The organism is Enterobacter cloacae complex sp. SHL020, from assembly GCF_049236945.1.
In the GTDB taxonomy this organism is placed as follows: domain Bacteria; phylum Pseudomonadota; class Gammaproteobacteria; order Enterobacterales; family Enterobacteriaceae; genus Enterobacter; species Enterobacter dykesii.
Map to the genome: position 1 here is coordinate 205,202 of NZ_JBMKJF010000002.1, position 25,340 is coordinate 230,541.

The following is a 25,340-nucleotide window of genomic DNA, read 5'->3' on the forward strand; positions in this document are numbered from 1 at the left end:
TTTTTCCCCCTCTCCCTCAGGGAGAGGGCTGGGGTGAGGGTAATTTACCTTCAAAATCCCGCCGCACAATGTCCAGAGCTTTAAGCACCGTCTCGGTGGGGATCTCATGATTCTCGAGAAGCATAATCAAATCGACGGCCAGCTTGACCTCATCGGGTGCATTTTCCAGTGACATGGGCGTGGCTCCTGTTAACGGGTCAAACGTTCAATGACGCGCTCAATCTCATCCAGCGCCTGACGGCAGCGGACGATACGTCCTTCCAGCGCGCTAATCTCGCGCATCAATAGCTGCTGCTCTTCCAGCGTCTCGCTGTTGTTTAGCCGCGTCTCGCGCTCGCGTTTAATCTCAAACAGTCGGCGCTCAAACTCCTGGTTCTCCAGCCGCTTGCGCTGCCATTTACCGAGTCCCGGCGAGGCGCTGTCCCAGGCGCGCAGCGGCCAGGCGGCGATTTCGCGATGCAGAGCAGTGATCTGCTCTGTGAGATGCTCCGCAAGCCACGCCACCTGTTCCTGCTGTTCACTCTCAACCGCATGGCGAAGCTCGTCGAGGTTGGTCTGCGCTTCCGCCAGATAATCCTGAATGACGGTGCTGCGGGTACGAAAAAGCTGCCGGTCAAAGCGCGGTTTCAGCGTGGCGTGCCCCATCAGCGGTGTAGCCTGCTCCCGCAGAGCAATGAGCTGATTTTGCAGCCTCTCAAGAAGCAGTACTGTTTTCAAGGCGCTCTCCAGTGGTAAAGTAGCCGTTCAGTTTGATAACGATTCGCATTATGAAGCGTACTATTTTAATCATCATTGGCTGGCTCGCGGTAGTGCTTGGCACGCTGGGTGTGTTTTTACCCTTGCTGCCGACCACCCCGTTTATCCTGCTTGCGGCCTGGTGCTTCGCCCGCTCGTCGCCGCGTTTTCACCACTGGCTGCTCTATCGTTCGTGGTTTGGCGGCTATCTGCGGCACTGGCAAAAACACCGGGCCATGCCGCCCGGCGCGAAGCCGCGCGCGATCGCGGTGATCCTTATCACCTTCGCTATTTCATTATGGCTGGTGAAAATGATGTGGGTACGCATTCTGCTGCTGGCGATCCTCTCCTGCCTGCTTATCTTCATGTGGCGGATCCCCGTGGTTGATGAAAAGCAACAAAAGCACTGAAGCCTTATCATGGCTGTTGCAATTATTGCGCACAGCCAGTAAATTCGACCGTTTTCGAGCACAGGTGCGCCTGGTCAAAGGTTAAACAATTGTTGCCTTGGCCGACTCGTTGCGCGCTGTGAGTAACACTGTTTCATTTAGGCAAAACCGATGACCGCAACTGCACAGCAGCTTGAATATCTGAAAAACAGCATCAAAAGTATCCAGGACTATCCAAAGCCTGGCATTCTTTTCCGTGATGTCACCAGCTTGCTGGAAGACCCGAAAGCGTACGCGCTCAGCATTGAACTGTTGGTCGAGCGTTATAAAAACGCCGGGATCACCAAAGTAGTAGGTACCGAAGCCCGTGGCTTCCTGTTTGGCGCACCGGTTGCGCTGGCAATGGGCGTGGGTTTTGTGCCGGTGCGTAAGCCGCGCAAGCTGCCGCGTGAAACCATTGCTGAGAGCTATGAGCTGGAGTACGGCACCGATCAGCTGGAGATCCACGTTGACGCGATCAAGCCTGGCGACAAGGTGCTGGTGGTGGACGATCTGCTGGCAACCGGCGGTACCATTGAAGCGACCGTGAAGCTGATCCGTCGTCTGGGTGGGGAAGTGACCGACGCGGCCTTCATCATCAACCTGTTCGATCTCGGCGGTGAACAGCGCCTGGAAAAACAGGGTATTACCAGCTACAGCCTGGTGCCTTTCCCGGGTCATTAATCCCGGTTTTCACAACCTCGCTCAATGGGTGAGGTTGTGATAGCATTCCCCTCCATAAATTCACCTTCCAGCGTTGCAGAGCCTGCCCATGAGTTATCAGGTGTTAGCCCGTAAATGGCGACCACAAACCTTTGCTGACGTTGTCGGTCAGGAACATGTGCTGACGGCCCTGGCGAACGGCTTGTCGCTAGGTCGCATCCATCACGCCTATCTTTTCTCCGGCACCCGCGGCGTCGGTAAGACCTCTATTGCCCGTTTGCTGGCAAAAGGTCTCAACTGCGAAACCGGGATCACCGCCACGCCGTGCGGCGTGTGTGATAACTGCCGGGAGATCGAGCAGGGGCGTTTTGTCGATCTGATCGAGATCGACGCCGCCTCGCGCACCAAAGTGGAAGATACGCGCGATCTGCTCGATAACGTGCAGTACGCCCCGGCGCGCGGCCGCTTCAAGGTCTACCTGATCGATGAAGTGCACATGCTGTCGCGCCACAGCTTTAACGCCCTGCTGAAGACGCTGGAAGAGCCGCCCGCGCACGTGAAGTTCCTGCTGGCGACTACCGATCCGCAAAAGCTGCCGGTCACGATTTTGTCACGCTGTCTGCAGTTCCACCTGAAGGCGCTGGACGTTGAGCAGATCCGCGCTCAGCTTGAGCACATTCTTGATGAAGAGAAAATTGTCCACGAACCGCGCGCCCTGCAGCTGCTGGCCCGCGCGGCGGACGGTAGCCTGCGTGATGCGCTCAGCCTGACCGACCAGGCCATTGCCAGCGGTGACGGCAAGCTCTCCACCGAGGCGGTCAGCACCATGCTCGGCACGCTGGATGACGATCAGGCGCTGTCGCTTATCGAAGCGATGATTGCCGCCAACGGCGAACGCGTGATGTCGCAGGTGAACGCGGCCGCTGCACGGGGTATTGAATGGGAAGGGCTGCTGGTTGAGATGCTCAGCCTGCTGCACCGCGTGGCAATGCTGCAGCTTTCTCCGTCCGCCATCGGTGCGGACATGGCCGCTATTGAACAGCGGATGCGTGAGCTTGCCCGCACCGTGCCGCCTGCTGACGTGCAGCTGTATTACCAGACGCTGCTGATAGGCCGCAAAGAATTACCGTTCGCGCCGGATCCGCGGATGGGCGTTGAAATGACGCTGCTGCGCGCGCTGGCGTTCCACCCGCGCATGCCGTTGCCGGAGCCGGAAGTGCCGCGGCAGTCTTTCGCGCCGGTTGCCCCTACGGCGGTGATGTCGCCGCAGCAGGTGCCACCGCAGCCGACACCGCCGCCGCAGCAGAACGTGCCGCTGTCGGATGCCACCAGTTCGGTGCTTGCCGCACGCAGCCAGCTGCAGCGTGCCCAGGGAGTAACCAAACCAAAAAAGAGTGAACCGGCAGCGCCTGCAAGAGCGCGGCCGGTGAACAACGCCGCGCTTGAACGACTGGCCTCGGTAACGGAGCGCGTGCAGTCGCGTCCTGCACCGTCCGCGCTCGAGCAGAAAGCCCCGGTGAAAGAAGAGGCTTACCGCTGGAAGGCAACCACCATCACCGAAGAGGTGAAGGAAGTGGTCGCCACGCCGAAAGCGCTGAAAAAGGCGCTGGAGCATGAAAAAACGCCGGAGCTTTCCGCGAAGCTTGCTGAAGAGTCCATTGCGCGCGACGCCTGGGCCGCCGAGGTCAGCAAACTCCAGCTGCCGAAGCTGGTTGAGCAGGTCGCGCTGAATGCCTGGAAAGAGCAGGACGGCAATCAGGTGCGTCTGCACCTGCGTCCGGGTCAGCGGCACCTCAATTCTCCTGGCGCGCAAAAGGCGCTGGCGGAGGCGCTCACCGCATTACAGGGGGCGCCGGTTGAATTGACTATCATTGAAGATGATAATCCGGCAGTGAAAACGCCGCTCGAGTGGCGCCAGGCTATTTATGAAGAAAAGCTCGCGCAGGCGCGCGAGGCGATTATTGCGGATAACAACATTCAGACCCTGCGCCGGTTCTTCGACGCCGATCTGGATGAAGAGAGTATTCGCCCCATTTGATCGTGAGTCTGACTTACGGTTGTAATCCTTAAACGTGAAAGAAGAGAGAAGCCTATGTTTGGTGGAAAAGGCGGTCTGGGTGGCCTGATGAAGCAGGCTCAGCAGATGCAGGAAAAAATGCAGAAGATGCAGGAAGAGATCGCTCAGCTGGAAGTCACGGGTGAGTCTGGTGCCGGTCTGGTCAAAGTGACCATCAACGGTGCGCACAACTGCCGTCGCGTGGAAATCGACCCGAGCCTGCTCGAAGACGACAAAGAGATGCTGGAAGATCTGGTTGCAGCCGCGTTTAACGATGCCGCTCGCCGTATCGACGAAACTCAGAAAGAGAAAATGGCCTCTGTTTCCAGCGGTATGCAGCTGCCGCCTGGCTTCAAGATGCCATTCTGATGCAAACCAGTCCGCTGCTCACGCAGTTAATGGAAGCACTGCGCTGCCTGCCGGGCGTTGGCCCGAAGTCGGCGCAGCGCATGGCGTTTACGCTATTGCAGCGCGACCGCAGCGGCGGGATGCGCCTGGCGCAGGCTTTAACCCGCGCCATGTCAGAAATTGGTCACTGTGCGGATTGCCGTACTTTTACCGAGCAGGACGTGTGTAACATCTGTACGAACCCGCGTCGTCAGGAGAACGGTCAGATTTGCGTGGTGGAGAGTCCGGCGGACATCTACGCCATCGAACAAACCGGGCAGTTTTCCGGTCGCTACTTCGTGCTGATGGGGCATCTCTCCCCGCTGGACGGTATTGGCCCGGATGATATCGGTCTTGACCGCCTTGAACAGCGTCTTGAGTCCGAAACCATCAAAGAGGTGATCCTCGCCACCAACCCAACGGTGGAAGGGGAAGCAACCGCCAACTACATCGCCGAACTGTGCTCGCAGTACGGCGTTGACGCCAGCCGCATCGCCCACGGCGTGCCGGTGGGCGGCGAGCTGGAGATGGTCGACGGCACCACGCTGTCGCACTCTCTGGCCGGGCGTCACAAGATTATTTTCTGACCAAACGGAGGCTGCGCGCGCGGCCTCCGCTTGAAAATTCCCCCCCTTATCCCCATCTCTCACTCAACGTTTTAAAACCCCATTAAATGGCATTGTTGAGGTCGACATAGATGAAAGGACAAGAAACCCGTGGTTTCCAGTCAGAAGTAAAACAGCTTCTGCACCTGATGATCCATTCCCTGTATTCCAACAAAGAAATTTTCCTGCGTGAGCTGATTTCCAACGCCTCGGACGCGGCGGACAAGCTGCGCTTCCGCGCGCTGTCTAACCCGGACCTGTACGAAGGCGACGGCGAGCTGCGCGTGCGCGTCTCGTTCAATAAAGAGAACCGCACCCTGACCATCGCCGATAACGGCATCGGGATGAACCGCGACGAGGTGATCGACCACCTCGGCACCATCGCCAAATCCGGCACCAAAGCGTTTCTCGAGTCCATGGGCTCTGACCAGGCGAAAGACAGCCAGCTCATCGGCCAGTTCGGCGTCGGTTTCTACTCGGCGTTCATCGTGGCCGACAAAGTCACCGTGCGCACCCGCGCGGCGGGCGACAGCGCCGAGAACGGCGTGCTGTGGGAGTCTAAAGGGGAAGGCGAATATACCGTTGATGACATCACCAAAGCGGATCGTGGGACCGAAATCACCCTACACCTGCGTGAAGGGGAAGATGATTTCCTGAACGACTGGCGCGTGCGCTCCATCATCAGCAAATATTCCGATCACATCGCCCTGCCGGTAGAGATTGAAAAACAGGAAGAGAAAGACGGTGAAACCGTGGTTTCCTGGGAGAAGATCAACAAGGCGCAGGCGCTGTGGACGCGCAATAAGGCTGAAATTAAAGACGACGAATACAACGAGTTCTATAAGCACATCGCCCACGACTTTACCGACCCGCTGACCTGGAGCCACAACCGCGTGGAAGGTAAGCAGGAGTACACCAGCCTGCTGTACATTCCGGCACAGGCGCCGTGGGACATGTGGAACCGCGATCACAAGCACGGCCTGAAGCTGTACGTGCAGCGCGTATTCATCATGGACGACGCCGAGCAGTTCATGCCGAACTACCTGCGCTTCGTGCGTGGTCTGATAGATTCCAACGATCTGCCGCTGAACGTCTCCCGTGAGATCCTTCAGGACAGCACCGTCACCCGTAACCTGCGCAACGCCCTGACCAAACGTGCGCTGCAGATGCTGGAAAAACTGGCGAAAGACGATGCGGAAAAATATCAGACCTTCTGGAAACAGTTCGGCCTGGTGCTGAAAGAAGGCCCGGCAGAAGACACCGCGAACGTTGAAACGATCGCCAAACTGCTGCGCTTCGCCTCTACGCATACCGACTCATCCGCGCAGACCGTGTCGCTGGAAGAGTACGTCTCCCGCATGAAAGAAGGGCAGGAGAAGATCTACTACATCACCGCCGACAGCTACGCGGCGGCGAAGAGCAGCCCGCACCTGGAGCTGCTGCGTAAGAAAGGCATCGAAGTGCTGCTGCTTTCTGACCGCATCGACGAGTGGATGATGAACTATCTGACCGAGTTCGACGGTAAGGCGTTCCAGTCCGTAGCCAAAGCCGACGAGTCCATCGACAAGCTGGCGGATGAAGTTGACGAAAGCGCGAAAGAAGCCGAGAAGGCGCTGGAGCCGTTCGTTGAGCGCGTGAAAACCCTGCTGGGCGAGCGCGTGAAAGAGGTGCGGTTCACGCACCGTCTGACCGACACCCCGGCGATTGTCACCACCGATGCGGACGAAATGAGCACCCAGATGGCGAAACTGTTCGCTGCGGCGGGCCAGGCGGTACCGGAAGTGAAATATATCTTTGAGCTTAATCCGGATCATCCTCTGGTGAAACGCGCGGCGGATACCCAGGACGACGCCCGATTTGCCGAGTGGGTTGAACTGCTGCTGGATCAGTCCCTGCTGGCCGAGCGCGGCACGCTGGAAGATCCTAACCTCTTCATTAAACGTGTGAATGCGCTGCTGCTGGCGTAACTGAGCACGCCTCCCCTGGTCTTCTCCCTCTCCCGTGGGAGAGGGCCGGGGTGAGGGCGCCAGACCGCACTAACCCAAATAATCTCCCTCCGTTAACCGTTTCAGCCTTCCCGCCTTCCTTGAGCGATGTCCGTTCTGGTGGTATTGTTTAGCGCTTTTGAAAAATTGAAACGACTTTTGAGGGGATTTTCGCAATGCGTATTATTCTGCTTGGCGCTCCGGGCGCGGGTAAAGGAACTCAGGCTCAGTTCATCATGGAGAAATACGGTATTCCGCAAATCTCCACCGGTGACATGCTGCGCGCCGCTGTAAAATCTGGCTCCGAGCTGGGTAAACAAGCGAAAGACATCATGGACGCAGGCAAGCTGGTGACCGACGAGCTGGTTATTGCTCTGGTCAAAGAGCGCATTGCGCAGGAAGACTGCCGTAACGGTTTCCTGCTGGACGGCTTCCCACGCACCATTCCTCAGGCTGACGCCATGAAAGAAGCGGGCATCAACGTGGACTACGTTCTGGAGTTCGACGTACCGGACGAGCTGATCGTTGACCGTATCGTTGGCCGTCGCGTACACGCTGCTTCTGGCCGCGTTTACCACATCAAATTCAACCCACCTAAGGTTGAAGGCAAAGATGACGTGACCGGCGAAGAGCTGACCACCCGTAAAGACGATCAGGAAGAGACCGTGCGTAAACGCCTGGTGGAATACCATCAGATGACCGCGCCGCTGATCGGCTACTACACCAAAGAAGCGCAGGCGGGTAACACCAAATACGCCAAAGTTGACGGCACCAAAGCCGTGGCTGACGTACGTGCAGAGCTGGAAAAAATCCTCGGCTAATCGCGCGCCTCTCACCCGGGCTCCCGGGTGAGAAATATTCTCATCTTACCTATTACAGCAATGGGTTTCGTTTAAACGCATTTCCGCTACAATTGACAACCTATCAAATGGTTAAGAGGCGTGAATGAGTCAGGCGAAAACCGGCATCCTGCTTGCCAATCTGGGCACTCCAGAAGCACCTACATCAGACGCGGTAAAACGCTACCTGCGACAATTTTTAAGCGACACGCGCGTCGTGGATTTCCCGAGACTGCTGTGGTGGCCGCTGCTGCGTGGCGTCATTCTGCCGATTCGTTCTCCGCGCGTCGCCAAACTCTATCAGTCCGTCTGGATGGAAGAGGGCTCGCCGCTAATGGTTTACAGCCGTCGCCAGGAAAAAGCGCTGGCCGCCCGCCTGCCGGATATGCCCGTCGCGCTCGGCATGAGCTACGGAAAACCGTCCCTGCAAAGCGCGGTGGAATCACTGCTGGCGCAGGGCGTGGACCATATCGTCGTGCTGGCGCTCTACCCGCAATACTCCTGCTCGACGGTGGCCGCCGTCTGGGACGAGCTGGCCCGCATTCTGGCGACCCGCCGCCGCATTCCGGGCGTGACCTTTATTCGCGACTATGCGGATAACGATCTCTACATCAAGGCGCTTGCCAACAGCGCGCGCGCGTCGTTTGAAAAGCACGGCGAGCCAGATCTGCTGCTTCTTTCCTATCACGGGATCCCGCAGCGTTTCGCCAACGAAGGGGATGATTATCCGCAGCGCTGCCGCGATACCACGCGCGAGCTGGTCTCCGCCCTTGGCCTGCCGCCGGAGAAGGTGATGATGACCTTCCAGTCGCGTTTCGGCCGCGAGCCGTGGCTGACGCCGTACACCGATGAAACCCTCAAAATGCTGGGTGAGAAGGGCGTGAAGCACATTCAGGTGATGTCGCCGGGCTTCTCGGCTGACTGTCTGGAAACGCTGGAGGAGATCGCGGTGCAAAACCGGGAATTTTTCCTTGAGGCTGGCGGCGAAAAGTACGAGTACATTCCGGCGCTTAACGACTCGCCTGAGCATATCGACATGATGGTCTCGCTGGTAACGAACAGCCGCTGATCGCACTCCGGGCCGGGTTTGTGCTACCATTCCCGGCCCATATTCTTCGTACAGTTCAGACCATGAAATTTCCCGGTAAACGCAAATCCAAACACTACTTCCCCGTCGATGCCCGCGATCCGCTCCTGCAGCAAATCCAGCCTGAAAACGAAACCAGCGCGGCATGGGTCGTCGGTATCGATCAGACGCTGGTGGACATTGAAGCGAAAGTGGATGATGCGTTTGTCGCCCGTTACGGTCTGAGCGCCGGTCACTCGCTGGTGATTGAGGACGACGTTGCCGAAGCGCTGTACCAGGAGCTGGTGCGCGAAAACCTGATTACCCATCAGTTCGCCGGTGGCACCATCGGCAATACCATGCACAACTACTCCGTGCTGGCCGACGACCGCTCGGTGCTGCTCGGCGTGATGTGCAGCAATATCGAAATCGGCGGCTATGCCTACCGCTATCTCTGCAACACCTCCAGCCGTACCGATCTGAACTACCTTCAGGGCGTCGACGGGCCTATTGGCCGCTGCTTTACGCTGATTAGTGATTCCGGCGAGCGTACTTTTGCCATCAGCCCGGGTCATATGAACAAGCTGCGCGCCGAGAGTATTCCGGAAGAGGTGATTGCGGGCGCCTCGGCACTGGTGCTGACCTCCTACCTGGTGCGCTGTAAGCCGGGCGAGCCGATGCCGGAAGCGACCATGAAGGCGATCGAGTACGCGAAGAAATACAACGTGCCTGTCGTTCTGACGCTGGGCACGAAATTTGTTATCGCCGATAACCCGGAGTGGTGGCAGGCGTTCCTGAAAGAGCACGTCTCGATTCTGGCGATGAACGAAGAAGAGGCCGAAGCGCTGACCGGCGAAAGCGATCCGCTGCTGGCGTCTGACAAAGCGCTGGACTGGGTGGATCTGGTGCTCTGCACCGCCGGCCCGGTTGGTCTGTACATGGCGGGCTTCACGGAAGAAGAGAGCAAACGCAAAACCCAGCACCCGCTGCTGCCCGGTGCGATTGCCGAGTTCAACCAGTACGAGTTCAGCCGCGGCATGCGCTACAAAGACTGCGTGAATCCGCTGCGTATCTACTCTCATATCGCGCCATACATGGGCGGACCGGAGAAGATCATGAACACCAACGGTGCGGGCGACGGCGCGCTGGCCGCACTGCTGCACGACATCACCGCTAACGCCTACCACAAAACCAACGTGCCGAACTCCAGCAAGCACAAGTTCAGCTGGCTGACCTATTCCTCACTGGCGCAGGTGTGTAAATATGCCAACCGCGTGAGCTATCAGGTGCTGAACCAGCACTCCCCGCGCTTAACGCGCGGCCTGCCGGAACGGGAAGACAGTCTCGAAGAGGCGTACTGGGACAGATAAAAGCAAAACGGCAACCTGGGGTTGCCGTTTTTAGTGTTCGTTCCCTCTCCCTGTGGGAGAGGGTCAGGGTAAGGGCATCAGACCGCTTAAAACTTAACTCGTCACAGCCTCTTCAACCGGCGGACTCTCCAGCAGCGTCAGCATCGTGTTCGCAATTTCGCGCTCGCCCATCACCACCTTATTAGCACCGCGCTCGGTAATGTACTCCACCTCGTCGTCATAGTGCGCCCGGGCGATAATCTCAATCGTTGGGCACTTCTCGCGTGCGGAAGCCACAATCTCACCCGCTTCATAGCCGTTAGGTATGGTCAGCAGCAGCCAGCGCGCGCAGTCAAGATGCGCCAGATTCATGATCTCTTCGTTTGCCGCATTGCCCAGCACCGCACGAATACCGCGCTCGCGCAGCTCGTCGACGCGGGTGCGTGAGGTCTCAATCACCACCAGCGGAATGCCCTGTGCCATCAGCTTCTCACCGAGCAGGCTGCCCACGCGGCCAAAGCCGACCAGCAGGGCGTGATTGCAAATATCCACTGGGATCTGCTTCTCTTCTTCGATGGCCTCTTCCAGCGTCTGTTCTTCCAGCGTTTCGGTTTTATCGAGGTATTTTTCCAGCAGGGCAAACAGCACCGGGTTCAGCATAATCGACAGAATCGCCCCCGCCAGCACCAGGTTTTGCCCCGCCTGCGGCAGCAGGTTCAGGGCCATGCCCAGACCGGCCAGAATAAAGGCGAACTCACCGATCTGTGCCAGGCTGGCGGCGATGGTCAACGCCGTGCGCGGGGAGTGGCCGAACATTCTCACCAGGAAGAAGGCGGCAAGCGACTTACCAAAGATGATGATCGCCAGCGTGCCCAGCACGGCCAACGGCTGCTGGATCAGCACCAGCGGATCGAACAGCATCCCGACGGAGACGAAGAACAGCACGGCGAAGGCATCGCGCAGCGGCAGCGTGTCGTGCGCCGCACGGTGGCTCAGCTCGGATTCGTTCAGCACCATCCCGGCGAAGAACGCGCCCAGGGCAAAGGAGACATCAAACAGCTCTACGGCACCAAAAGCGATACCCAGCGCCAGCGCCAGCACGGAGAGGGTAAACAGCTCGCGCGAGCCGGTTGCCGCGCTGCGGGACATGATCCACGGCACCAGACGGCGTCCCACCAGCATCATGATGGCGATAAACGCCACCACCTTACCGATGGTGATGCCCATATCCAGCGCCAGCGAGGCAAAACCGACGTTGTCTTTTTCCATCATCCCGGCGACGGCAGGCAGCAGTACCAGCGTCAGGACCATCACCAGGTCTTCCACAATCAGCCAGCCAATCGCGATCTGACCGCGCTGGCTGTCTATCAGCTGTCTCTCCTCAAGCGCGCGCAGCAGCACCACGGTGCTGGCGGTGGAGAGACACAGCCCAAATACGATGCCGGTCATCAGCGACCAGCCCAGTACCGCCGAAAGCGCCATCCCCAGCAGCGTCGCCACCCCAATCTGGGCGATCGCTCCCGGTATGGCGATCGACTTTACCGCCATCAGATCCTTCAGGGAGAAGTGCAGGCCGACGCCAAACATCAGCAGAATCACGCCCAATTCCGCCAGCTCAGGGGCCAGTTTGGTATCCGCCACGAAGCCTGGCGTAAACGGTCCCGCCAGTACACCCGCTAACAGATAGCCGACAAGAGGAGAAATACGCAGCTTATTGGCAATCATGCCGAGGATAAAAGCGAGCACAAGTCCACCAACAATGGTGGTGATAAGCGGTGTGGCGTGGTGCATTCCGTCTCCTTTCGTTGTGGGTGTTCCTTTTTGGCGAAAACCAAAAAACCGAGTAATAGTTTATGACAATTTTTACCCTTATGTTTATGAATTATTGTTGAAGTTTGAATAAAACAGCAATATGTACGTAAAAAAGCGCGTTTTGATAAATTCAGCGAGGGGATGAAGAAGAAACCCTTATGGCATCAGGGTATCAGGTAGCCAAAGTTAAACTTTGGCTACCCGTAATTTACGCTTTGTGACGGTTATCAGGCAGGAATATGGTCAACATCCCAAGAAGTGGCAGGAAAGCGCAGATTTTATAAACCAGGAAGATGCTGGTGTGATCCGCCACCATCCCCAACACCGCCGCGCCAAGCCCGCCCATGCCGAAGGCGAAACCGAAAAAGAGCCCGGAAACCATACCGATACGGCCAGGCAGCAGCTCCTGGGCATAGACCAGAATGGCGGAAAAGGCGGATGCGAGGATAAAACCAATGATCACGGTTAAAATCCCCGTCCATTCAAGGCTCGCATACGGCAAAATAAGGGTAAACGGCGCCACGCCGAGGATAGAGCCCCAAATGACATATTTACGCCCAATCTTATCACCCACAGGCCCGCCAATAACCGTACCGGCCGCGACGGCGAACAGGAAGGCAAACAGGTGGATCTGCGCATTCTGTACCGATAATCCGAATTTTTGCATCAGATAAAAGGTTTAATAGCTGCTGATGCTCGCCATATAGAAGTATTTCGAGAAAATCAGTACCAGCAGCACGGAAACCGCCAGGATAACCTTGTTGCGCGGCAGGGGATTGATAATCTTCGCTTTAGGTTTACCTTTATTCACGCGATGCTGAGCGGCATACCAGCGGCTGATCTGCGCCAGCACGATAATGGCCAGCAGTGCGGCCAGGACAAACCAGGCCACGTTGCCTTTGCCGTAAGGGGCAATAATCACCGCGGCCAGCAGCGGGCCCAGAGAGCTACCGAAGTTACCGCCTACCTGGAACAGCGACTGCGCCAGGCCGTGACGCCCCCCGGACGCCATGCGCGCCACGCGGGAAGACTCCGGATGGAAAACGGACGAGCCGGTACCCACCAGCGCGGCGGCAATCAGCACGGCTTCAAAGCTCCCCGCCATGGCCAGCAGCACCAGCCCGCTTAGGGTAAAGCACATGCCAATCGGCAGCGACCACGGCATCGGGTATTTATCCGTCCAGTAGCCCACCACGGGCTGCAGAAGCGAGGAAGCCAGCTGGAAGGTCAGGGTGATCATCCCGATCTGCACGAAGCTTAACGAAAACTCGGACTGAAGTAGCGGATAAATGGCCAGAATCAACGACTGGATCATGTCGTTGAGAAGGTGCGAGAGACTGATTGCGCCTAAGACCTTAAAGGAGGTGCGAGACGCCGGTGCGCCCGGAACGGGCTGGGTTGATTCACTGATTGCCATAGAGAGAAGTACCACGTCTTTAGTTATTAGTTATGCAGGGTGTAATTATTATCCGACTAACATACCCGCCCGGGACATTTGAAGAAAGTCGCAATTCTGAAAACTTATTTGTCTATTCTTGTTAGTCACTGTAATTTTTGCCTTTGTCTATTGGTCAGGGAGAGAGAAGATGAAGTTAATGAAGCGGGGCGTCGCGCTGGCGCTCATCGCCGCATGGGGCCTGGTAAGCCTGCCCGCGCAGGCGTATGAAAAAGATAAAACCTATAAAATCACCATTCTGCATACCAACGATCACCACGGTCATTTCTGGCGCAGCGAATACGGCGAATATGGCCTGTCGGCACAAAAAACGCTGGTGGACGGCATTCGCAAAGAGGTGGCGGCCCAGGGGGGCAGCGTGCTGCTGCTGTCGGGGGGCGATATCAATACCGGCGTGCCGGAATCCGATTTACAGGACGCGGAACCTGATTTTCGCGGCATGAACCTGATTGGCTACGACGCGATGGCCGTGGGTAACCACGAATTCGATAATCCGCTGACCGTGCTGCGTCAGCAGGAAAAGTGGTCAAAATTCCCGTTCCTCTCCGCCAATATTTACCAGAAAAGCACCGGCGAGCGCCTGTTCAAGCCGTGGGCGCTGTTTAAGCGTCAGGATCTGAAGATTGCGGTCATCGGCTTAACCACCGACGACACGGCAAAAATTGGCAACCCGGAGTTCTTCACCGATATCGAATTCCGTAAACCGGCAGACGAAGCGAAGCTGGTGATTCAGGAGCTGCAGCAAAACGAAAAGCCGGACGTGATCATCGCCACCACGCACATGGGGCACTACGACAACGGCGAGCACGGCTCTAACGCGCCCGGCGACGTGGAGATGGCGCGCAGCCTGCCTGCGGGCTCGCTGGCAATGATTGTGGGCGGTCACTCACAGGATCCGGTGTGTATGGCCTCGGAGAACAAAAAGCAGGTGGACTACGTGCCGGGCACGCCGTGCGCGCCGGACCGTCAGAACGGTATCTGGATTGTTCAGGCGCACGAGTGGGGCAAATACGTTGGCCGGGCGGATTTCGAGTTCCGTAACGGCGAGATGAAGCTGGTCCATTATCAGCTCATCCCGGTCAACCTGAAGAAGAAAGTCACCTACCCGGACGGGAAAAGTGAGCGCGTACTCTACACGCCAGAGATCGCTGAAAACCAGCAGATGCTCTCCCTGCTGACGCCGTTCCAGAACAAAGGCAAGGCGCAGCTGGACGTGAAAATCGGCACGCTAAATGGTCGTCTGGAAGGGGACCGCAGTAAAGTTCGCTTCGTGCAGACCAACATGGGGCACCTGGTGCTGGCGGCGCAAATCGCGCGCACCGGCGCTGATTTTGGCGTGATGAGCGGCGGCGGTATTCGTGATTCCATCGAGGGTGGAAACATTACCTATAAGGACGTCCTGAAGGTGCAGCCGTTCGGCAACGTGGTGGTCTATGCCGACATGAGCGGGAAAGAGGTGATTGACTACCTGACCGCCGTGGCGCAAATGAAGCCGGATTCCGGGGCCTATCCGCAGTTTGCCAACGTCAGCTTTGTGGCGAAAGACGGCAAGCTTAACGACCTGAAGATCAAAGGCGAGCCGATTGATCCCGCCAAAACGTACCGTCTGGCAACGTTAAGCTTTAACGCCACCGGCGGCGACGGCTATCCGCACATCGATAACAAACCGGGCTACGTGAATACCGGCTTTATTGATGCGGAAGTGCTGAAGCAGTTCATCGAGCAGAATTCGCCGATTGACGTGAATGCCTACGAGCCGAAAGGTGAGGTGAGCTGGCAGTAGTGGGGTTGTGTTGCCCGGCGGCGCTGCGCTTGCCGGGCACATTCATCAATCCCTGCGCGCAATATCCGCAAACTTCGCGTCCAGCATTTTTGCCAGATCGCCCGCGGCAAGCTCGATATCCAGCCCGCGTTTGCCGCCGGATATAAAGATGGTTTCAAATTCCTGTGAAGGGGCATCAATCAGCGTCGGCAGGCGTTTTTTCTGCCCGAGCGGACTGATCCCGCCCACCAGATAGCCCGTGGTGCGTTGCGCAACCATCGGGTCCGCCATATCCACCTTCTTCGCCCCCAGCGCTTTGGCGACTTTCTTCAGATCCAGCTGCCCCGCCACCGGAGTGACCGCGACGGCGAGGTGTTTCATATCGCCATTCACCGCCACCAGCAGCGTTTTATAAACCTGGTCGGCATTCAGCCCCAGTTTGCGCACCACTTCATCACCAAAGTTAGTTTCATTCGGATCGTGATCGTAAGTGTGGATCCGGAAAGAAATGTTGTTTTTTTCGAGTAATTTAACGGCGGGAGTCATAGCTATCCTTCTTACGACAGACAAATCATGCCCACAGCATACGCCTGACGTTTGTCTAAAAAATAGCACCATCTTGCGCAATAGTATTGGCAGTGATGGTTACTTTGAGCGACAATCGGCTCAACCGAAGGTCTCCTTCGGCATAATAAAAACGATGAAATTCCTCTTTGACGGGCCAATAGAAATATTGGCCATTTTTTTATTTCAACAGTGACGGCAAATTCCCTTCTCCGTACAAATGTAACGCCCCAACCGCCACCACGTAATGCCCCGCGGGCAAAGCGTGCAGCGTCTGCCGCCAGGCTTTGTTGCGCGCGTTCATCAGCACATCATACAGCGATTCGCTGAACGTCGACGGTAACGCCAGCTTACCGTCTTCAGGCGGCGCGTCCAGCCACCAGCCAATCATGGTCTGCAGCAGGCGCGCGTTGGTGTGCCAGTGGGTCAACGTATCATCCAGCAGCATCAGGCCGTCGTCGGGAAGCTGTCGCAGAAGCGCAATCTGGCTGTCCGTCCCTTCCAGCTCGATGACGGGCAGGCTGCGCGCCCTTGCCGCGTTCAGCAGCTGATAATCAATGCCGTAGTCACCGCGCAGTCCCAGACGCTGCGCCTGCGTGGCCTGCAGCACCATCGCAATTTGCCAGAGCGGCAGGGTGTCAATCATGGAGAGCGACACGCCGGTTTCATCCGCGACGCGCGTCAGTTCGGCAAGCCGGGCATCATCCAGACGTTCCGCCAGGCTGAGATCGCTTTCCAGCCCGGCAAACGGCGACTCCTGACCCGAAATGTCCGCTTCAACGACCAGCGCGTCGGCGTGTTTCAGCAGTTTAATCAGGCCGGGGGGCAGGGGAGACATATCCTGCGTACCCATATGGATGCTGCCGACCAGATGCAGGTGCTGCCCGCCGGGGAGAGAGATATCCAGACCGGGCCAGGCGTAACGGCGAGGAAAGAGGGCGCGAAACGATGCTTTTATACGATTAAACAGACCCATACGCGCTCCATGAATGGAAAGGTTCATGCTAGCGCGTACGGGTACAAGGTTCAATCCTTCGGTTTAAAGCGCAGCAGGCGGTTGGCGTTGCTCACCACGGTAATGGAGGAGAGCGCCATCGCCGCGCCCGCGACCACCGGGTTAAGCAGCGTGCCGGTCAGCGGCCATAAAATCCCGGCCGCGATTGGGATACCGAGGGTGTTATAGACGAACGCTCCCAGTAAGTTCTGCTTCATGTTGCGCAGCGTGGCTTTTGAAATGGCCAGCGCGTCGGCAACGCCCATCAGGCTGTGGCGCATCAGCGTAATCGCAGCGGTTTCGATGGCGACATCGCTCCCGCCGCCCATGGCAATCCCCACATCCGCCTGGGCCAGCGCCGGGGCGTCGTTGATGCCGTCGCCGACCATCGCCACCTGACGACCCTGACTTTGCAGCTTCTTGATGGCGTCCGCTTTACCGTCCGGCAGTACGCCTGCAATGACCTCATCAATTCCGGCCTCTTTCGCGATGGCGTTGGCCGTTGTCGGATTGTCCCCGGTCAGCATCACCAGACGATAGCCCGCACGGTGCAGGCGCTGCAGGGCGTCCACGCTGTCCTGGCGAAGCGGATCGCGCACGGCCAGCAGCGCGGCGGCTTTGCCATCCACCGCCAGCAGAACCGGGGTGGCGCCCTGAGACGCCTGCGCCTTCAGCTCGCTTTCCAGGGCGGCGGTATCAATACCGTTTTCATTGAGCAATGCCTGGTTGCCCAGCAGCAGCGTATGGCCTTCTGCTTCACCGCTGACGCCGAGCCCGCGCAGGGTGCGGAAATTGCTGACCTGCGCCACGGCAGAAGCATTCGCTTTATCGAGAATGGCGCGCGCCAGCGGATGGCTGGAGCCTTGCTCCAGCGCGGCGGCGAGGCGTAGCGCCTCCTCTTGCGCAATGCCAGCGGTAGTGACGGCCACCACCTGCGGTTTGCCTTCGGTCAGCGTACCGGTTTTATCAAACACCAGCGTGTCAAGGGTGCTGGCCCGCTGCAGTGCGTCCGCGTCCCGCACCAGTACGCCAAATTCGGCCGCGCGGCCTACGCCGGAGATAATCGACATCGGGGTCGCCAGGCCAAGGGCGCAAGGACAGGCGATGATCAGCACCGTGGTGGCGATCACCAGGGTGTAAACAATCTGCGGTGCCGGGCCGAAGAAATACCAGATCGCCGCGCTCAGCAGGGCAATGCCGACCACCACCGGCACAAAAATGGCCGAGATCCTGTCAGCAAGCTGGCCAATTTCCGGCTTGCTGCTCTGGGCCTGGCGCACCATGCGGATAATACGCGACAGCGTCGTGTGGCTGCCGACGGCGCTGGCGGTAAACAGCACGCTGCCGTCCTGCACCACCGTACCCGCATGAACGGCGTCGCCGTCTGATTTCTGCTGGGGGATAGGCTCGCCGGTCAGCATCGCTTCATCCAGCCAGGCTTCGCCCTGGGTTATCTTGCCGTCAACGGGAACGCGATCGCCCGTCGTCAGGCGCAGCGTCATGCCGGGCTGAACTTCCGCCAGCGGGACGCTTTTTTCCCCTTCGTCCGTGACCACGCGGGCCGTCGGCGGGGTTAAATCAAGCAATCTTTCCAGCGCTTTCGAGGAGCGCTGGCGGGCGCGGGCTTCCAGCATGTGGCCCAGGTTAATCAGGCCGATAATCATCGCGCTGGCTTCATAATAGAGATGGCGCGCCTCCATCGGGAACCACTGCGGCCAGACGTTCACGCTCATCGAATAGAGCCACGCCGCGCCGGTTCCGAGCGCCACCAGCGTATCCATGGTCGCGGTGCGGTTTTTCAGGCTCTTCCAGGCGCTGGTATAGAAATGCCCGCCTGCAAACACCATCACCGCAAGGGTAATCAGGCCAATCACCAGCCACAGCGTGCGGTTGTCAGCGGTGACCATCATGTTGTCACCCATCATGCCCCACACCATCACCGGAATACCCACCAGCAGGGCGACGATCGCCTGCCAGCGGAAGCGCTCCATTGTGGCGATAGCCGTTTCCTGCTGGCGCTCGCGGCGCTCGGCATCATCTTCGATGGCCTCTGCGCCATAGCCCGCTTTCTCAACGGCCTGCACTAACTCTGCGGCGGAGGCGCTGCCCATTACCAGCGCAGTGCGCTCCGCGAGGTTTACCCGTGCCTGCGCGACGCCCGGAACGGCCTGCAAGGCGTTTTGTACCCGGGAGACGCAGCTGGCGCAGCTCATGCCGTTGATCAGCAGCTGTTGGCTGTCATCAATATCATCCGCTGCCGGAAGCTCAGGAGTGGCCGCTGTCAGCGCTTCCGACGGGGATGATGACTCTGCCAGCGGTTTAGCCTTTGGGTGGCTTAACTCCGCCCCGTAACCGGCCTGCTTGATGGTATCAATCAGCGCATCCGCGCTGGCGCTGCCTGTTACGGCGGCATGATCGATAGTCACGTCAGCGCTTTCAACGTCAGGGCGCTGTTCCAGGCTTTCTTTAACGCGTTTGACGCAGTGGCCGCATGAGAGGCCGTCCAGCGTCAGGTCGATAGTGTGAGACATAACAAAACTCCCGTATAATGATCTGGTCAGTTGTTGACCGATACAGTGCTTTTCACTGACTGTTATAAAGGTTAAACCTTCCATCAAGGGGAAGGTCAAGGGGGAAATGTGAATATCAGTGACGTGGCAAAAAAAACCGGCTTAACCAGCAAAGCGATTCGCTTTTATGAAGAGAAGGGGCTGGTGACGCCGCCGCTGCGCAGTGAAAACGGCTACCGCAGCTACACGCAGCTGCATCTGGATGAGCTGACGCTGCTGCGCCAGGCAAGACAGGTCGGTTTTAATCTGGAAGAGTGCGGCGAGCTGGTAAATCTGTTCAACGATCCGAAGCGTCACAGCGCCGACGTGAAAAAACGCACGCTGGAAAAGGTGGCCGAGATCGAACGCCATATTCTCGAGCTGCAGGCGATGCGCGAACAGCTGCTGCAGCTCGCGGAATCCTGTCCGGGGGATGACAGCGCCGACTGCCCTATTATCGACAATCTTGCCGGCTGCTGTCATCGTAAGGCTTCTGCTTAGCAGGCTTTCACCCGCAGGGTAATGCCTTCCACCGCAATGACCTCAACCCGCGTGCCGGCGCTGAGGTCGTCGTCGGCGACCACCGGCCACGAGCTGTCGCCCACCCGCATGTGCCCGCGCCCGTTCACCAGCGCGGTGTCGAGCGTAAAACGCTTGCCGACAATCTGCTGTCCGCGCTGGTTAAGGTGCGCGTCCAGCGGTTTCTGCTCGTTAACCCGCCGGTTGAGCCAGCGCCACCACAGCCACGCTGCCACCAGCGTGAGCACGGCAAACAGTGCGCCCTGCCACGCCCAGTCCAGGGGAAGGATCCAGACCAGAAGGCCCGTAATGACGGCGGCAACACCGCTCCAAAGCAGGTAGCCGTTGCCGCCCAGCATCTCCGCCGCCAGCAATAAGCCACCGAGGCTTAGCCAGAAGGCGTGAGGATGTGCAACAATCAGCTCAATCATTTTTTACGCTCGTTTCCGCTGTCTTTAATCAGCTCGGCAATACCGGCGATAGAGCCCATCAGGCTGCTGGCTTCCAGCGGCATCATCACCACTTTGCTGTTGTTCGCGGAGCCTATCTCTTTCAGCGCATCGGTATATTTTTGCGCGACAAAGTAGTTCACGGCCTGGATATCCCCTGCGGCAATCGCCTCAGACACCATCTGAGTGGCGCGGGCTTCCGCTTCGGCTGAACGCTCACGCGCTTCTGCCTGTAAGAACGCGGACTGACGATCGCCTTCCGCTTTCAGGATCTGCGACTGCTTTTCCCCTTCCGCTTTGAGGATCTCCGCCTGACGCACCCCTTCGGCTTCCAGAATGTAGGCGCGCTTGGTTCGCTCGGCCTTCATCTGGGCGTTCATGGAGGCGATCAGCTCCGCCGGCGGGCGCACGTCGCGGATCTCGATACGAGTGACCTTGATCCCCCACGGGTTCGTTGCCTCATCGACAATGTGCAGCAGGCGGGTATTGATGCTGTCGCGCTGGGAAAGCATCTCGTCCAGCTCCATCGAGCCGAGCACGGTACGGATGTTGGTCATCGTCAGGTTGACGATCGCCAGCTCCAGGTTGCTGACCTCATAGGCCGCTTTCGGCGCATCAATCACCTGAATAAAGCAGACGGCGTCGATGGTGACGTTGGCGTTATCCTTGGAGATGATCTCCTGAGAAGGAATGTCCAGTACCTGTTCCATCATGTTGATCTTGCGACCAATCCGGTCCATGAACGGAACAATCAGGCTTAAGCCTGGCTGGAGGGTATTGGTGTAGCGACCGAAACGCTCGACGGTCCACTGATAGCCCTGAGGGACAATTTTGACGCCTGCGCCCACGATAACCAGCGCAACGAAAATAAGGACAGGAACAACGATAAGCATAAAAACCTCCTGTTTTGCATGCTTTGATGAGTGAAAGTGTGTGTTTATTGCTCGTAAGTATAGGTAAAGTCAGAGATGAATCCATCACCCGCTTCGGCAATGGCTTTCGATAATCCCTGGTAGTACTTCTCCAGCCCCAGCGCTTCGATACGCTGGATCTGTTCGCGGACAGGGGCGCAGAACAGAACGGCATTCCCCGCTTCTACGCGTTTGTTATTGGGAGGAAGGTCGCCCGCGATGGCCTTGAACCACGTCCTGATACCCTGCTTTAAATTATGCGGCGCTTTAGTCAGGTTATCCATGCCCGTCAGGACCTGCAGAGTAGGGAACTCATCGGCCAGCACGGCGGTTTTCATGCGCGCAAAGAACTGGCTGAACAATTCAAACGATCCCAGATCGGTCACGCGCGGTTTGGTCGTTTTGCCGTTTTTATTGCCGATTTTCCCTGCGGCTGACGCTGCGGCCGGAACCGCATTCACCTTTTCCAGCTCCAGTCCGAATAACAAATTACAGTGCGCGCGGCGCTCTTTCAGCGGGTAGGACATCAGCACGTCAATGAATTGGGTGGCCTTTACATCCGCAAGATCGTGGTTGATAAGCCACTGGGTACGAGAAAATTCAGCCGGAGAGACGAACCAGTCGGGTACTTCATTGAAACGTTTTGATTTTCCCTTGCCGTCAAATTCCAGGAAGTGTGTCCCGTTGCCGAAGGCGAAATAGCAATTTTTGAAACTGCCAATCGTGGTGTTCACGATGAGCGCCTTCTTAACAAAATCCACCACCTCTGCACCAATGACAAAACGCGTGAGTTCCGAAGATTTGATGACTTCCATTAATGTTTCGACATCAGGAACACCAGGCTTCAGGGAAGGAAACTCATAAAAGATATGTGCCATGCTGCTTACTTCCTGTAGTGATGGTGGAGACAAATGACAAACAAAAAGTTTAACACTTGCTTTAGCGTGAGGCTATTCGCGCTGTGCGCGCGAAAGGATTATGCTACAGGCGGTTATTACACGAAGCGGTTAACGGAAGCGTAATGAACGATAAAAAAGAACTATTACAACTCAGGGATATTGGATTTCGTGTTGGAGAAAACATTATTCTTCAGCACGTCGGGTTTAGCCTGTCGCCGGGCGAGTTTAAATTAATCACGGGCCCCTCAGGCTGCGGTAAAAGCACGCTGCTGAAAATTGTGGCTTCACTCCTCAGCCCGACGGAGGGAACCATTCTGTTTGAAGGAGAGGATATCGCAACGCTGTCCCCGGAAAGCTACCGCCAGCAGGTCTCCTACTGCGTGCAAACCCCCGCGCTGTTTGGCGACACGGTTTATGACAACCTGATTTTCCCGTGGCAAATCCGCAATAAAACGCCGGAGCCGGAAAAGTTTCTCCACGATCTGGCCCGCTTTGGCCTGGCGCAGGAGACGCTGACCAAATCCATCACTTCGCTGTCGGGCGGAGAAAAGCAGCGGGTCTCGCTGATCCGCAACCTGCAGTTTTTACCCAAGGTGTTGTTGCTGGACGAAATCACCAGCGCGCTCGATGACGTCAACAAGCGCAACGTCAACGAGATTATTCATCGCTATGCCCGGGAGCAAAATATTGCCGTGCTGTGGGTGACGCACGACGCTAACGAGATAACCCATGCGGATGACGTTATTACGCTCCAGCCGCACGGCGGGAAAATGCAGGAGGCAAACCGTGGGTGAGCATAACATTACCAACGAATCACTGGCGTTTTCGATGGTGCTGGTGCTGATTGCGATTGTGGTCAGCTACCGGGAAAAGCTGGGGCTGGAAAAAGATATTGTGTGGAGTATCTGCCGCGCGGTGGTTCAGCTCATCATCGTCGGCTATGTGCTGAAGTATATTTTCAACGTCAACCACGCGGTGCTGACGCTGCTGATGGTGCTCTTTATCTGCTTCAACGCGGCGTGGAATGCGAAAAAGCGCAGTAAATACATTGATAAGGCGTTTATCTCGTCGTTTATCGCCATTACCACCGGGACGGCGCTCACGCTGGCGGTGCTGGTGCTCTCCGGCTCGATTGCGTTTACGCCGATGCAGGTTATCCCTATCTCCGGGATGATTGCGGGGAACGCCATGGTGGCCGTTGGGCTCTGTTATAACAATCTCGGCCAGCGCTTCAGCAGCGAACAGCAGCAGCTCCAGGAGAAACTAAGCCTGGGGGCGACGCCAAAAGTGGCCTCGGCGCGGCTGATCCGTGAGAGCATTCGTTCATCGCTGATCCCAACGGTCGATTCAGCCAAAACGGTGGGGCTGGTGAGCCTGCCTGGCATGATGTCGGGGCTGATTTTTGCCGGTATCGATCCGGTAAAAGCGATTAAGTATCAGATCATGGTGACGTTTATGCTGCTTTCCACGGCAAGCCTGTCAACCATCATTGCCTGCTACCTGACCTATCGGAAGTTCTACAACGCGCGCCACCAGCTGGTGGTGACGCAGTTGAAAAAGACGGGGTAATATCGGCTTTTCCAGGCCCGGTAAGGCGAAGCCGCCACCGGGCTTTTTTTTATCAGTACAGCAGGGCGTACAGCTGACGACGATACTTCGACGCCAGCGCGTCTCCGGTGCCCAGCGCGGCCAGGATCTCCTGGAACACCTTGCGCGCCTGACCGTCTGCGGCTGCCAGGTCTTTTTGCAGGTGGCTGAACAGCAGCTCCAGCGCCTCTTCGTTACGCCCCACCTGGTGCAGCTGCAGCGCCAGCTGGCTTGCCAGCGCGGCATCGGCCGGGTTGTCGGCAACCTGCTGCTGCAGCTGCTGAATTTCCGGGGTGTCTGCGGCCTGCTTCAGCAGCTCAATCTGCGCGACCAGCCCCTGATAGCGGGTGTCCTGATCCTGCAGCGGAACCGTTTTGAGCACGGCTTCCGCGTCTTCCGAGCGGTGCAGGGCAATCTGCGTCTCCGCCAGCAGCAGGCCAATCTGGCTGTTCTGATTCGACAGCTGCCACGCCTCTTTGAGCAGCGGCAGCGCCTCGTCGTATTTACCTTCCTGCATCAGCGCCATGCCTTCCTGCGCTTTCAGCTCTTCTTCACGCGGCAGCACTTTATCCAGCAGGGCGCGGATCGCCTCTTCCGGCTGCGGCCCCTGGAAACCGTCAACGGGCTGGCCGTTCTGGAACAGATAGACGGTAGGAATGGCGCGCAGACCAAACTGGGACGCGACCATCGGCTCGGCGTCACAGTCCAGCTTAGCGAGGATGAACTGACCGTTGTACTGCGCAGCAAGGCTTTCCAGCACTGGCGTCAGCTGCAGGCAGTGTTGGCTGCGTTCAGACCAGAAGTAGAACAGGACCGGTTTGGTCATCGACTGTTCAAGGGTCTGTTGCAGGTTAGCTTCTGTAATATTGACGATATTCTGTACGGACATGCGGCTTTCTCTTTTGTCGGTTTGTTCTTTACATGGGGATGAGCGTCGTCGCTTCAACTCAACCGCGCAAAATTTTGTCCATCATCCGGCCCGGCAGCAGGCGCTTTAACCAGCCTACGGCATGGGTGACCAGCGTTACCGGATAGCGCATTTTGGGATGTTCACTCTCAAAAGCATGGCGCACTTTGGCCACCACCGCCTCTGGCCCGAGGGTAAAACGTGCGGCAATGCCGGGGTTTTCGACCGGTTTATCCGCCTGGGTCTGGTTCACGTTTTCGGTAAAGCGGGTGCGGATCGGGCCGGGCTCAATCAGGCTGACCTTGATGCCGCTGTGGCGTAGCTCCATGCGCAGGGCGTCGGACCAGGCCTCCAGCGCATATTTGCTGGCGGCGTAGGCGCCGCGGCCCGGGGTTGAAATCAGCCCCATCACTGACGACGTCATCACGATGCGCCCTTCACCGTGGGGCAGCATCGCGGGGAGCAGACGCATGGTGAGCTGATGCACGCCGAAGAAATTGGTCGAAAACTGTTTCTCCAGCGTTTCGCGGGAGAGCGTATCCAGCGGGCCATACACGCCGTAGCCGGCGTTGTTAAAGAGCCCGTACAGACGATTGTCGGTCAGCGCGATCACTTCATCGGCGGCGCGTTCAACGCTCTCCGGCGAGTCCATATCCAGCAGCACGCCGGTAAAGCCCAGCCCGTTCATGCGTTCGACATCGTCGGGTTTGCGACAGGCCGCCAGCACCCGAAACCCCTGGCGCTTCAGTTCGAGCGCACTTTCCAGGCCGATTCCACTGGAACATCCTGTAATTAAGACCGATTTTTGCATAACTTTA

At 57.7% G+C, this 25,340-nt stretch carries 23 protein-coding genes, 2 pseudogenes and 1 other annotated feature; of the genes and pseudogenes, 13 read left to right on the plus strand and 12 right to left on the minus strand.

All coding sequences use genetic code 11. The features are described 5' to 3' along the window. Nucleotides 1–6: 6 nt before the first annotated feature. Together rsmS and priC are read right to left on the minus strand one after the other, a co-directional pair. A pseudogene (rsmS, locus tag ACOTZB_RS06045) lies at nucleotides 7–175 on the minus strand (pleiotropic regulatory protein RsmS); the annotation flags it as partial. Between the two features lie 14 nt (nucleotides 176–189). Beyond that, nucleotides 190–717 carry a primosomal replication protein N'' gene (priC, locus tag ACOTZB_RS06050; protein WP_421626691.1) on the minus strand — a complete coding sequence of 176 codons (528 nt, stop codon included), beginning with the start codon at nucleotides 715–717 and terminating at the stop codon, nucleotides 190–192. Between the two features lie 50 nt (nucleotides 718–767). Between priC and ACOTZB_RS06055 the strand changes: the two genes are divergently transcribed. The 9 genes from ACOTZB_RS06055 to ACOTZB_RS06095 all read left to right on the plus strand — a co-directional run bounded on the left by ACOTZB_RS06055 (nucleotide 768) and on the right by ACOTZB_RS06095 (nucleotide 10,134). Beyond that, on the plus strand, nucleotides 768–1,145 hold the full coding sequence (locus ACOTZB_RS06055) for a DUF454 family protein (RefSeq protein WP_029741960.1): 378 nt from the start codon (nucleotides 768–770) through the stop codon (nucleotides 1,143–1,145). 150 nt (nucleotides 1,146–1,295) lie between these two features. Then, nucleotides 1,296–1,847: an adenine phosphoribosyltransferase gene (gene apt / locus ACOTZB_RS06060; RefSeq protein ID WP_000127359.1), complete on the plus strand. Its 552-nt coding sequence runs from the start codon at nucleotides 1,296–1,298 to the stop codon at nucleotides 1,845–1,847. Between the two features lie 88 nt (nucleotides 1,848–1,935). Continuing rightward, on the plus strand, nucleotides 1,936–3,864 hold the full coding sequence (gene dnaX, locus ACOTZB_RS06065) for a DNA polymerase III subunit gamma/tau (RefSeq protein WP_421626692.1): 1,929 nt from the start codon (nucleotides 1,936–1,938) through the stop codon (nucleotides 3,862–3,864). Then, nucleotides 3,194–3,258: a sequence feature (DnaX frameshifting element), on the plus strand. It overlaps the preceding gene by 65 nt. Before the next feature lie 54 nt (nucleotides 3,865–3,918). Then, nucleotides 3,919–4,251 (plus strand): YbaB/EbfC family nucleoid-associated protein, encoded by a 333-nt coding sequence (locus ACOTZB_RS06070; RefSeq protein WP_003858972.1) that lies wholly within the window; start codon nucleotides 3,919–3,921, stop codon nucleotides 4,249–4,251. Then, complete coding sequence (recR, locus tag ACOTZB_RS06075) at nucleotides 4,251–4,856, plus strand: recombination mediator RecR (RefSeq protein ID WP_008499298.1); 606 nt, start codon at nucleotides 4,251–4,253, stop codon at nucleotides 4,854–4,856. The genes ACOTZB_RS06070 and recR overlap by 1 nt, the downstream gene beginning before the upstream one ends. A 110-nt stretch (nucleotides 4,857–4,966) precedes the next feature. Further along, nucleotides 4,967–6,841, plus strand: a complete 1,875-nt coding sequence (gene htpG, locus ACOTZB_RS06080; protein WP_421626693.1) for a molecular chaperone HtpG — start codon at nucleotides 4,967–4,969, stop codon at nucleotides 6,839–6,841. 194 nt (nucleotides 6,842–7,035) lie between these two features. Continuing rightward, on the plus strand, nucleotides 7,036–7,680 hold the full coding sequence (gene adk, locus ACOTZB_RS06085; RefSeq protein WP_006809841.1) for an adenylate kinase: 645 nt from the start codon (nucleotides 7,036–7,038) through the stop codon (nucleotides 7,678–7,680). A 124-nt stretch (nucleotides 7,681–7,804) separates the two neighbouring features. Next, entirely contained in the window at nucleotides 7,805–8,767 is a 963-nt protein-coding gene (hemH, locus tag ACOTZB_RS06090; protein WP_023310610.1) for a ferrochelatase, read from the plus strand. Between the two features lie 62 nt (nucleotides 8,768–8,829). Continuing rightward, entirely contained in the window at nucleotides 8,830–10,134 is a 1,305-nt protein-coding gene (locus ACOTZB_RS06095) for an inosine/guanosine kinase (protein WP_029741032.1), read from the plus strand. A 93-nt stretch (nucleotides 10,135–10,227) separates the two neighbouring features. On the opposite strand, the gene ybaL is transcribed toward ACOTZB_RS06095, so the two are convergent. Next, nucleotides 10,228–11,904, minus strand: a complete 1,677-nt coding sequence (gene ybaL / locus ACOTZB_RS06100) for a YbaL family putative K(+) efflux transporter (RefSeq protein ID WP_421626694.1) — start codon at nucleotides 11,902–11,904, stop codon at nucleotides 10,228–10,230. 229 nt (nucleotides 11,905–12,133) lie between these two features. After that, a pseudogene (locus ACOTZB_RS06105) lies at nucleotides 12,134–13,342 on the minus strand (MFS transporter). A 169-nt stretch (nucleotides 13,343–13,511) separates the two neighbouring features. Between ACOTZB_RS06105 and ushA the strand changes: the two are divergent. Then, complete coding sequence (gene ushA, locus ACOTZB_RS06110; protein WP_421626695.1) at nucleotides 13,512–15,164, plus strand: bifunctional UDP-sugar hydrolase/5'-nucleotidase UshA; 1,653 nt, start codon at nucleotides 13,512–13,514, stop codon at nucleotides 15,162–15,164. 45 nt (nucleotides 15,165–15,209) lie between these two features. Here ushA and ybaK read toward each other — a convergent pair whose 3' ends face one another. The 3 genes from ybaK to copA all read right to left on the minus strand — a co-directional run bounded on the left by ybaK (nucleotide 15,210) and on the right by copA (nucleotide 19,232). Continuing rightward, entirely contained in the window at nucleotides 15,210–15,689 is a 480-nt protein-coding gene (gene ybaK / locus ACOTZB_RS06115; RefSeq protein WP_023310615.1) for a Cys-tRNA(Pro)/Cys-tRNA(Cys) deacylase YbaK, read from the minus strand. A gap of 199 nt (nucleotides 15,690–15,888) precedes the next feature. After that, nucleotides 15,889–16,683: a TraB/GumN family protein gene (locus ACOTZB_RS06120; RefSeq protein WP_421626696.1), complete on the minus strand. Its 795-nt coding sequence runs from the start codon at nucleotides 16,681–16,683 to the stop codon at nucleotides 15,889–15,891. A 50-nt stretch (nucleotides 16,684–16,733) separates the two neighbouring features. Beyond that, nucleotides 16,734–19,232, minus strand: a complete 2,499-nt coding sequence (gene copA / locus ACOTZB_RS06125) for a copper-exporting P-type ATPase CopA (protein ID WP_421626697.1) — start codon at nucleotides 19,230–19,232, stop codon at nucleotides 16,734–16,736. Nucleotides 19,233–19,340: 108 nt separating this feature from the next. On the opposite strand from copA, the gene cueR reads away from it, so the two are divergent. Further along, nucleotides 19,341–19,751, plus strand: a complete 411-nt coding sequence (gene cueR / locus ACOTZB_RS06130) for a Cu(I)-responsive transcriptional regulator (protein ID WP_059446547.1) — start codon at nucleotides 19,341–19,343, stop codon at nucleotides 19,749–19,751. Here cueR and ACOTZB_RS06135 read toward each other — a convergent pair. The 3 genes from ACOTZB_RS06135 to ACOTZB_RS06145 are packed head-to-tail and all read right to left on the minus strand — an operon-like array spanning nucleotide 19,748 to nucleotide 22,007. Continuing rightward, nucleotides 19,748–20,200 carry an NfeD family protein gene (locus ACOTZB_RS06135; protein WP_032661457.1) on the minus strand — a complete coding sequence of 151 codons (453 nt, stop codon included), beginning with the start codon at nucleotides 20,198–20,200 and terminating at the stop codon, nucleotides 19,748–19,750. The genes cueR and ACOTZB_RS06135 overlap by 4 nt on opposite strands. Further along, complete coding sequence (locus ACOTZB_RS06140; RefSeq protein WP_032661456.1) at nucleotides 20,197–21,111, minus strand: SPFH domain-containing protein; 915 nt, start codon at nucleotides 21,109–21,111, stop codon at nucleotides 20,197–20,199. The genes ACOTZB_RS06135 and ACOTZB_RS06140 overlap by 4 nt, the downstream gene beginning before the upstream one ends. Nucleotides 21,112–21,155: 44 nt before the next feature. Continuing rightward, nucleotides 21,156–22,007, minus strand: a complete 852-nt coding sequence (locus ACOTZB_RS06145) for a hypothetical protein (protein WP_421626698.1) — start codon at nucleotides 22,005–22,007, stop codon at nucleotides 21,156–21,158. Between the two features lie 143 nt (nucleotides 22,008–22,150). On the opposite strand from ACOTZB_RS06145, the gene fetA reads away from it, so the two are divergent. Both fetA and fetB read left to right on the plus strand, forming a co-directional pair. Next, nucleotides 22,151–22,822 carry an iron efflux ABC transporter ATP-binding subunit FetA gene (fetA, locus tag ACOTZB_RS06150; protein WP_126329079.1) on the plus strand — a complete coding sequence of 224 codons (672 nt, stop codon included), beginning with the start codon at nucleotides 22,151–22,153 and terminating at the stop codon, nucleotides 22,820–22,822. Continuing rightward, nucleotides 22,764–23,597: an iron efflux ABC transporter permease subunit FetB gene (gene fetB, locus ACOTZB_RS06155; protein ID WP_421626699.1), complete on the plus strand. Its 834-nt coding sequence runs from the start codon at nucleotides 22,764–22,766 to the stop codon at nucleotides 23,595–23,597. The genes fetA and fetB overlap by 59 nt, the downstream gene beginning before the upstream one ends. A 52-nt stretch (nucleotides 23,598–23,649) precedes the next feature. Here fetB and ACOTZB_RS06160 read toward each other — a convergent pair whose 3' ends face one another. Beyond that, nucleotides 23,650–24,504, minus strand: a complete 855-nt coding sequence (locus ACOTZB_RS06160) for a co-chaperone YbbN (protein ID WP_257832644.1) — start codon at nucleotides 24,502–24,504, stop codon at nucleotides 23,650–23,652. A 58-nt stretch (nucleotides 24,505–24,562) separates the two neighbouring features. Beyond that, nucleotides 24,563–25,333, minus strand: a complete 771-nt coding sequence (locus ACOTZB_RS06165; protein ID WP_421626700.1) for an SDR family oxidoreductase — start codon at nucleotides 25,331–25,333, stop codon at nucleotides 24,563–24,565. Between the last annotated feature and the right edge of the window lie 7 nt (nucleotides 25,334–25,340).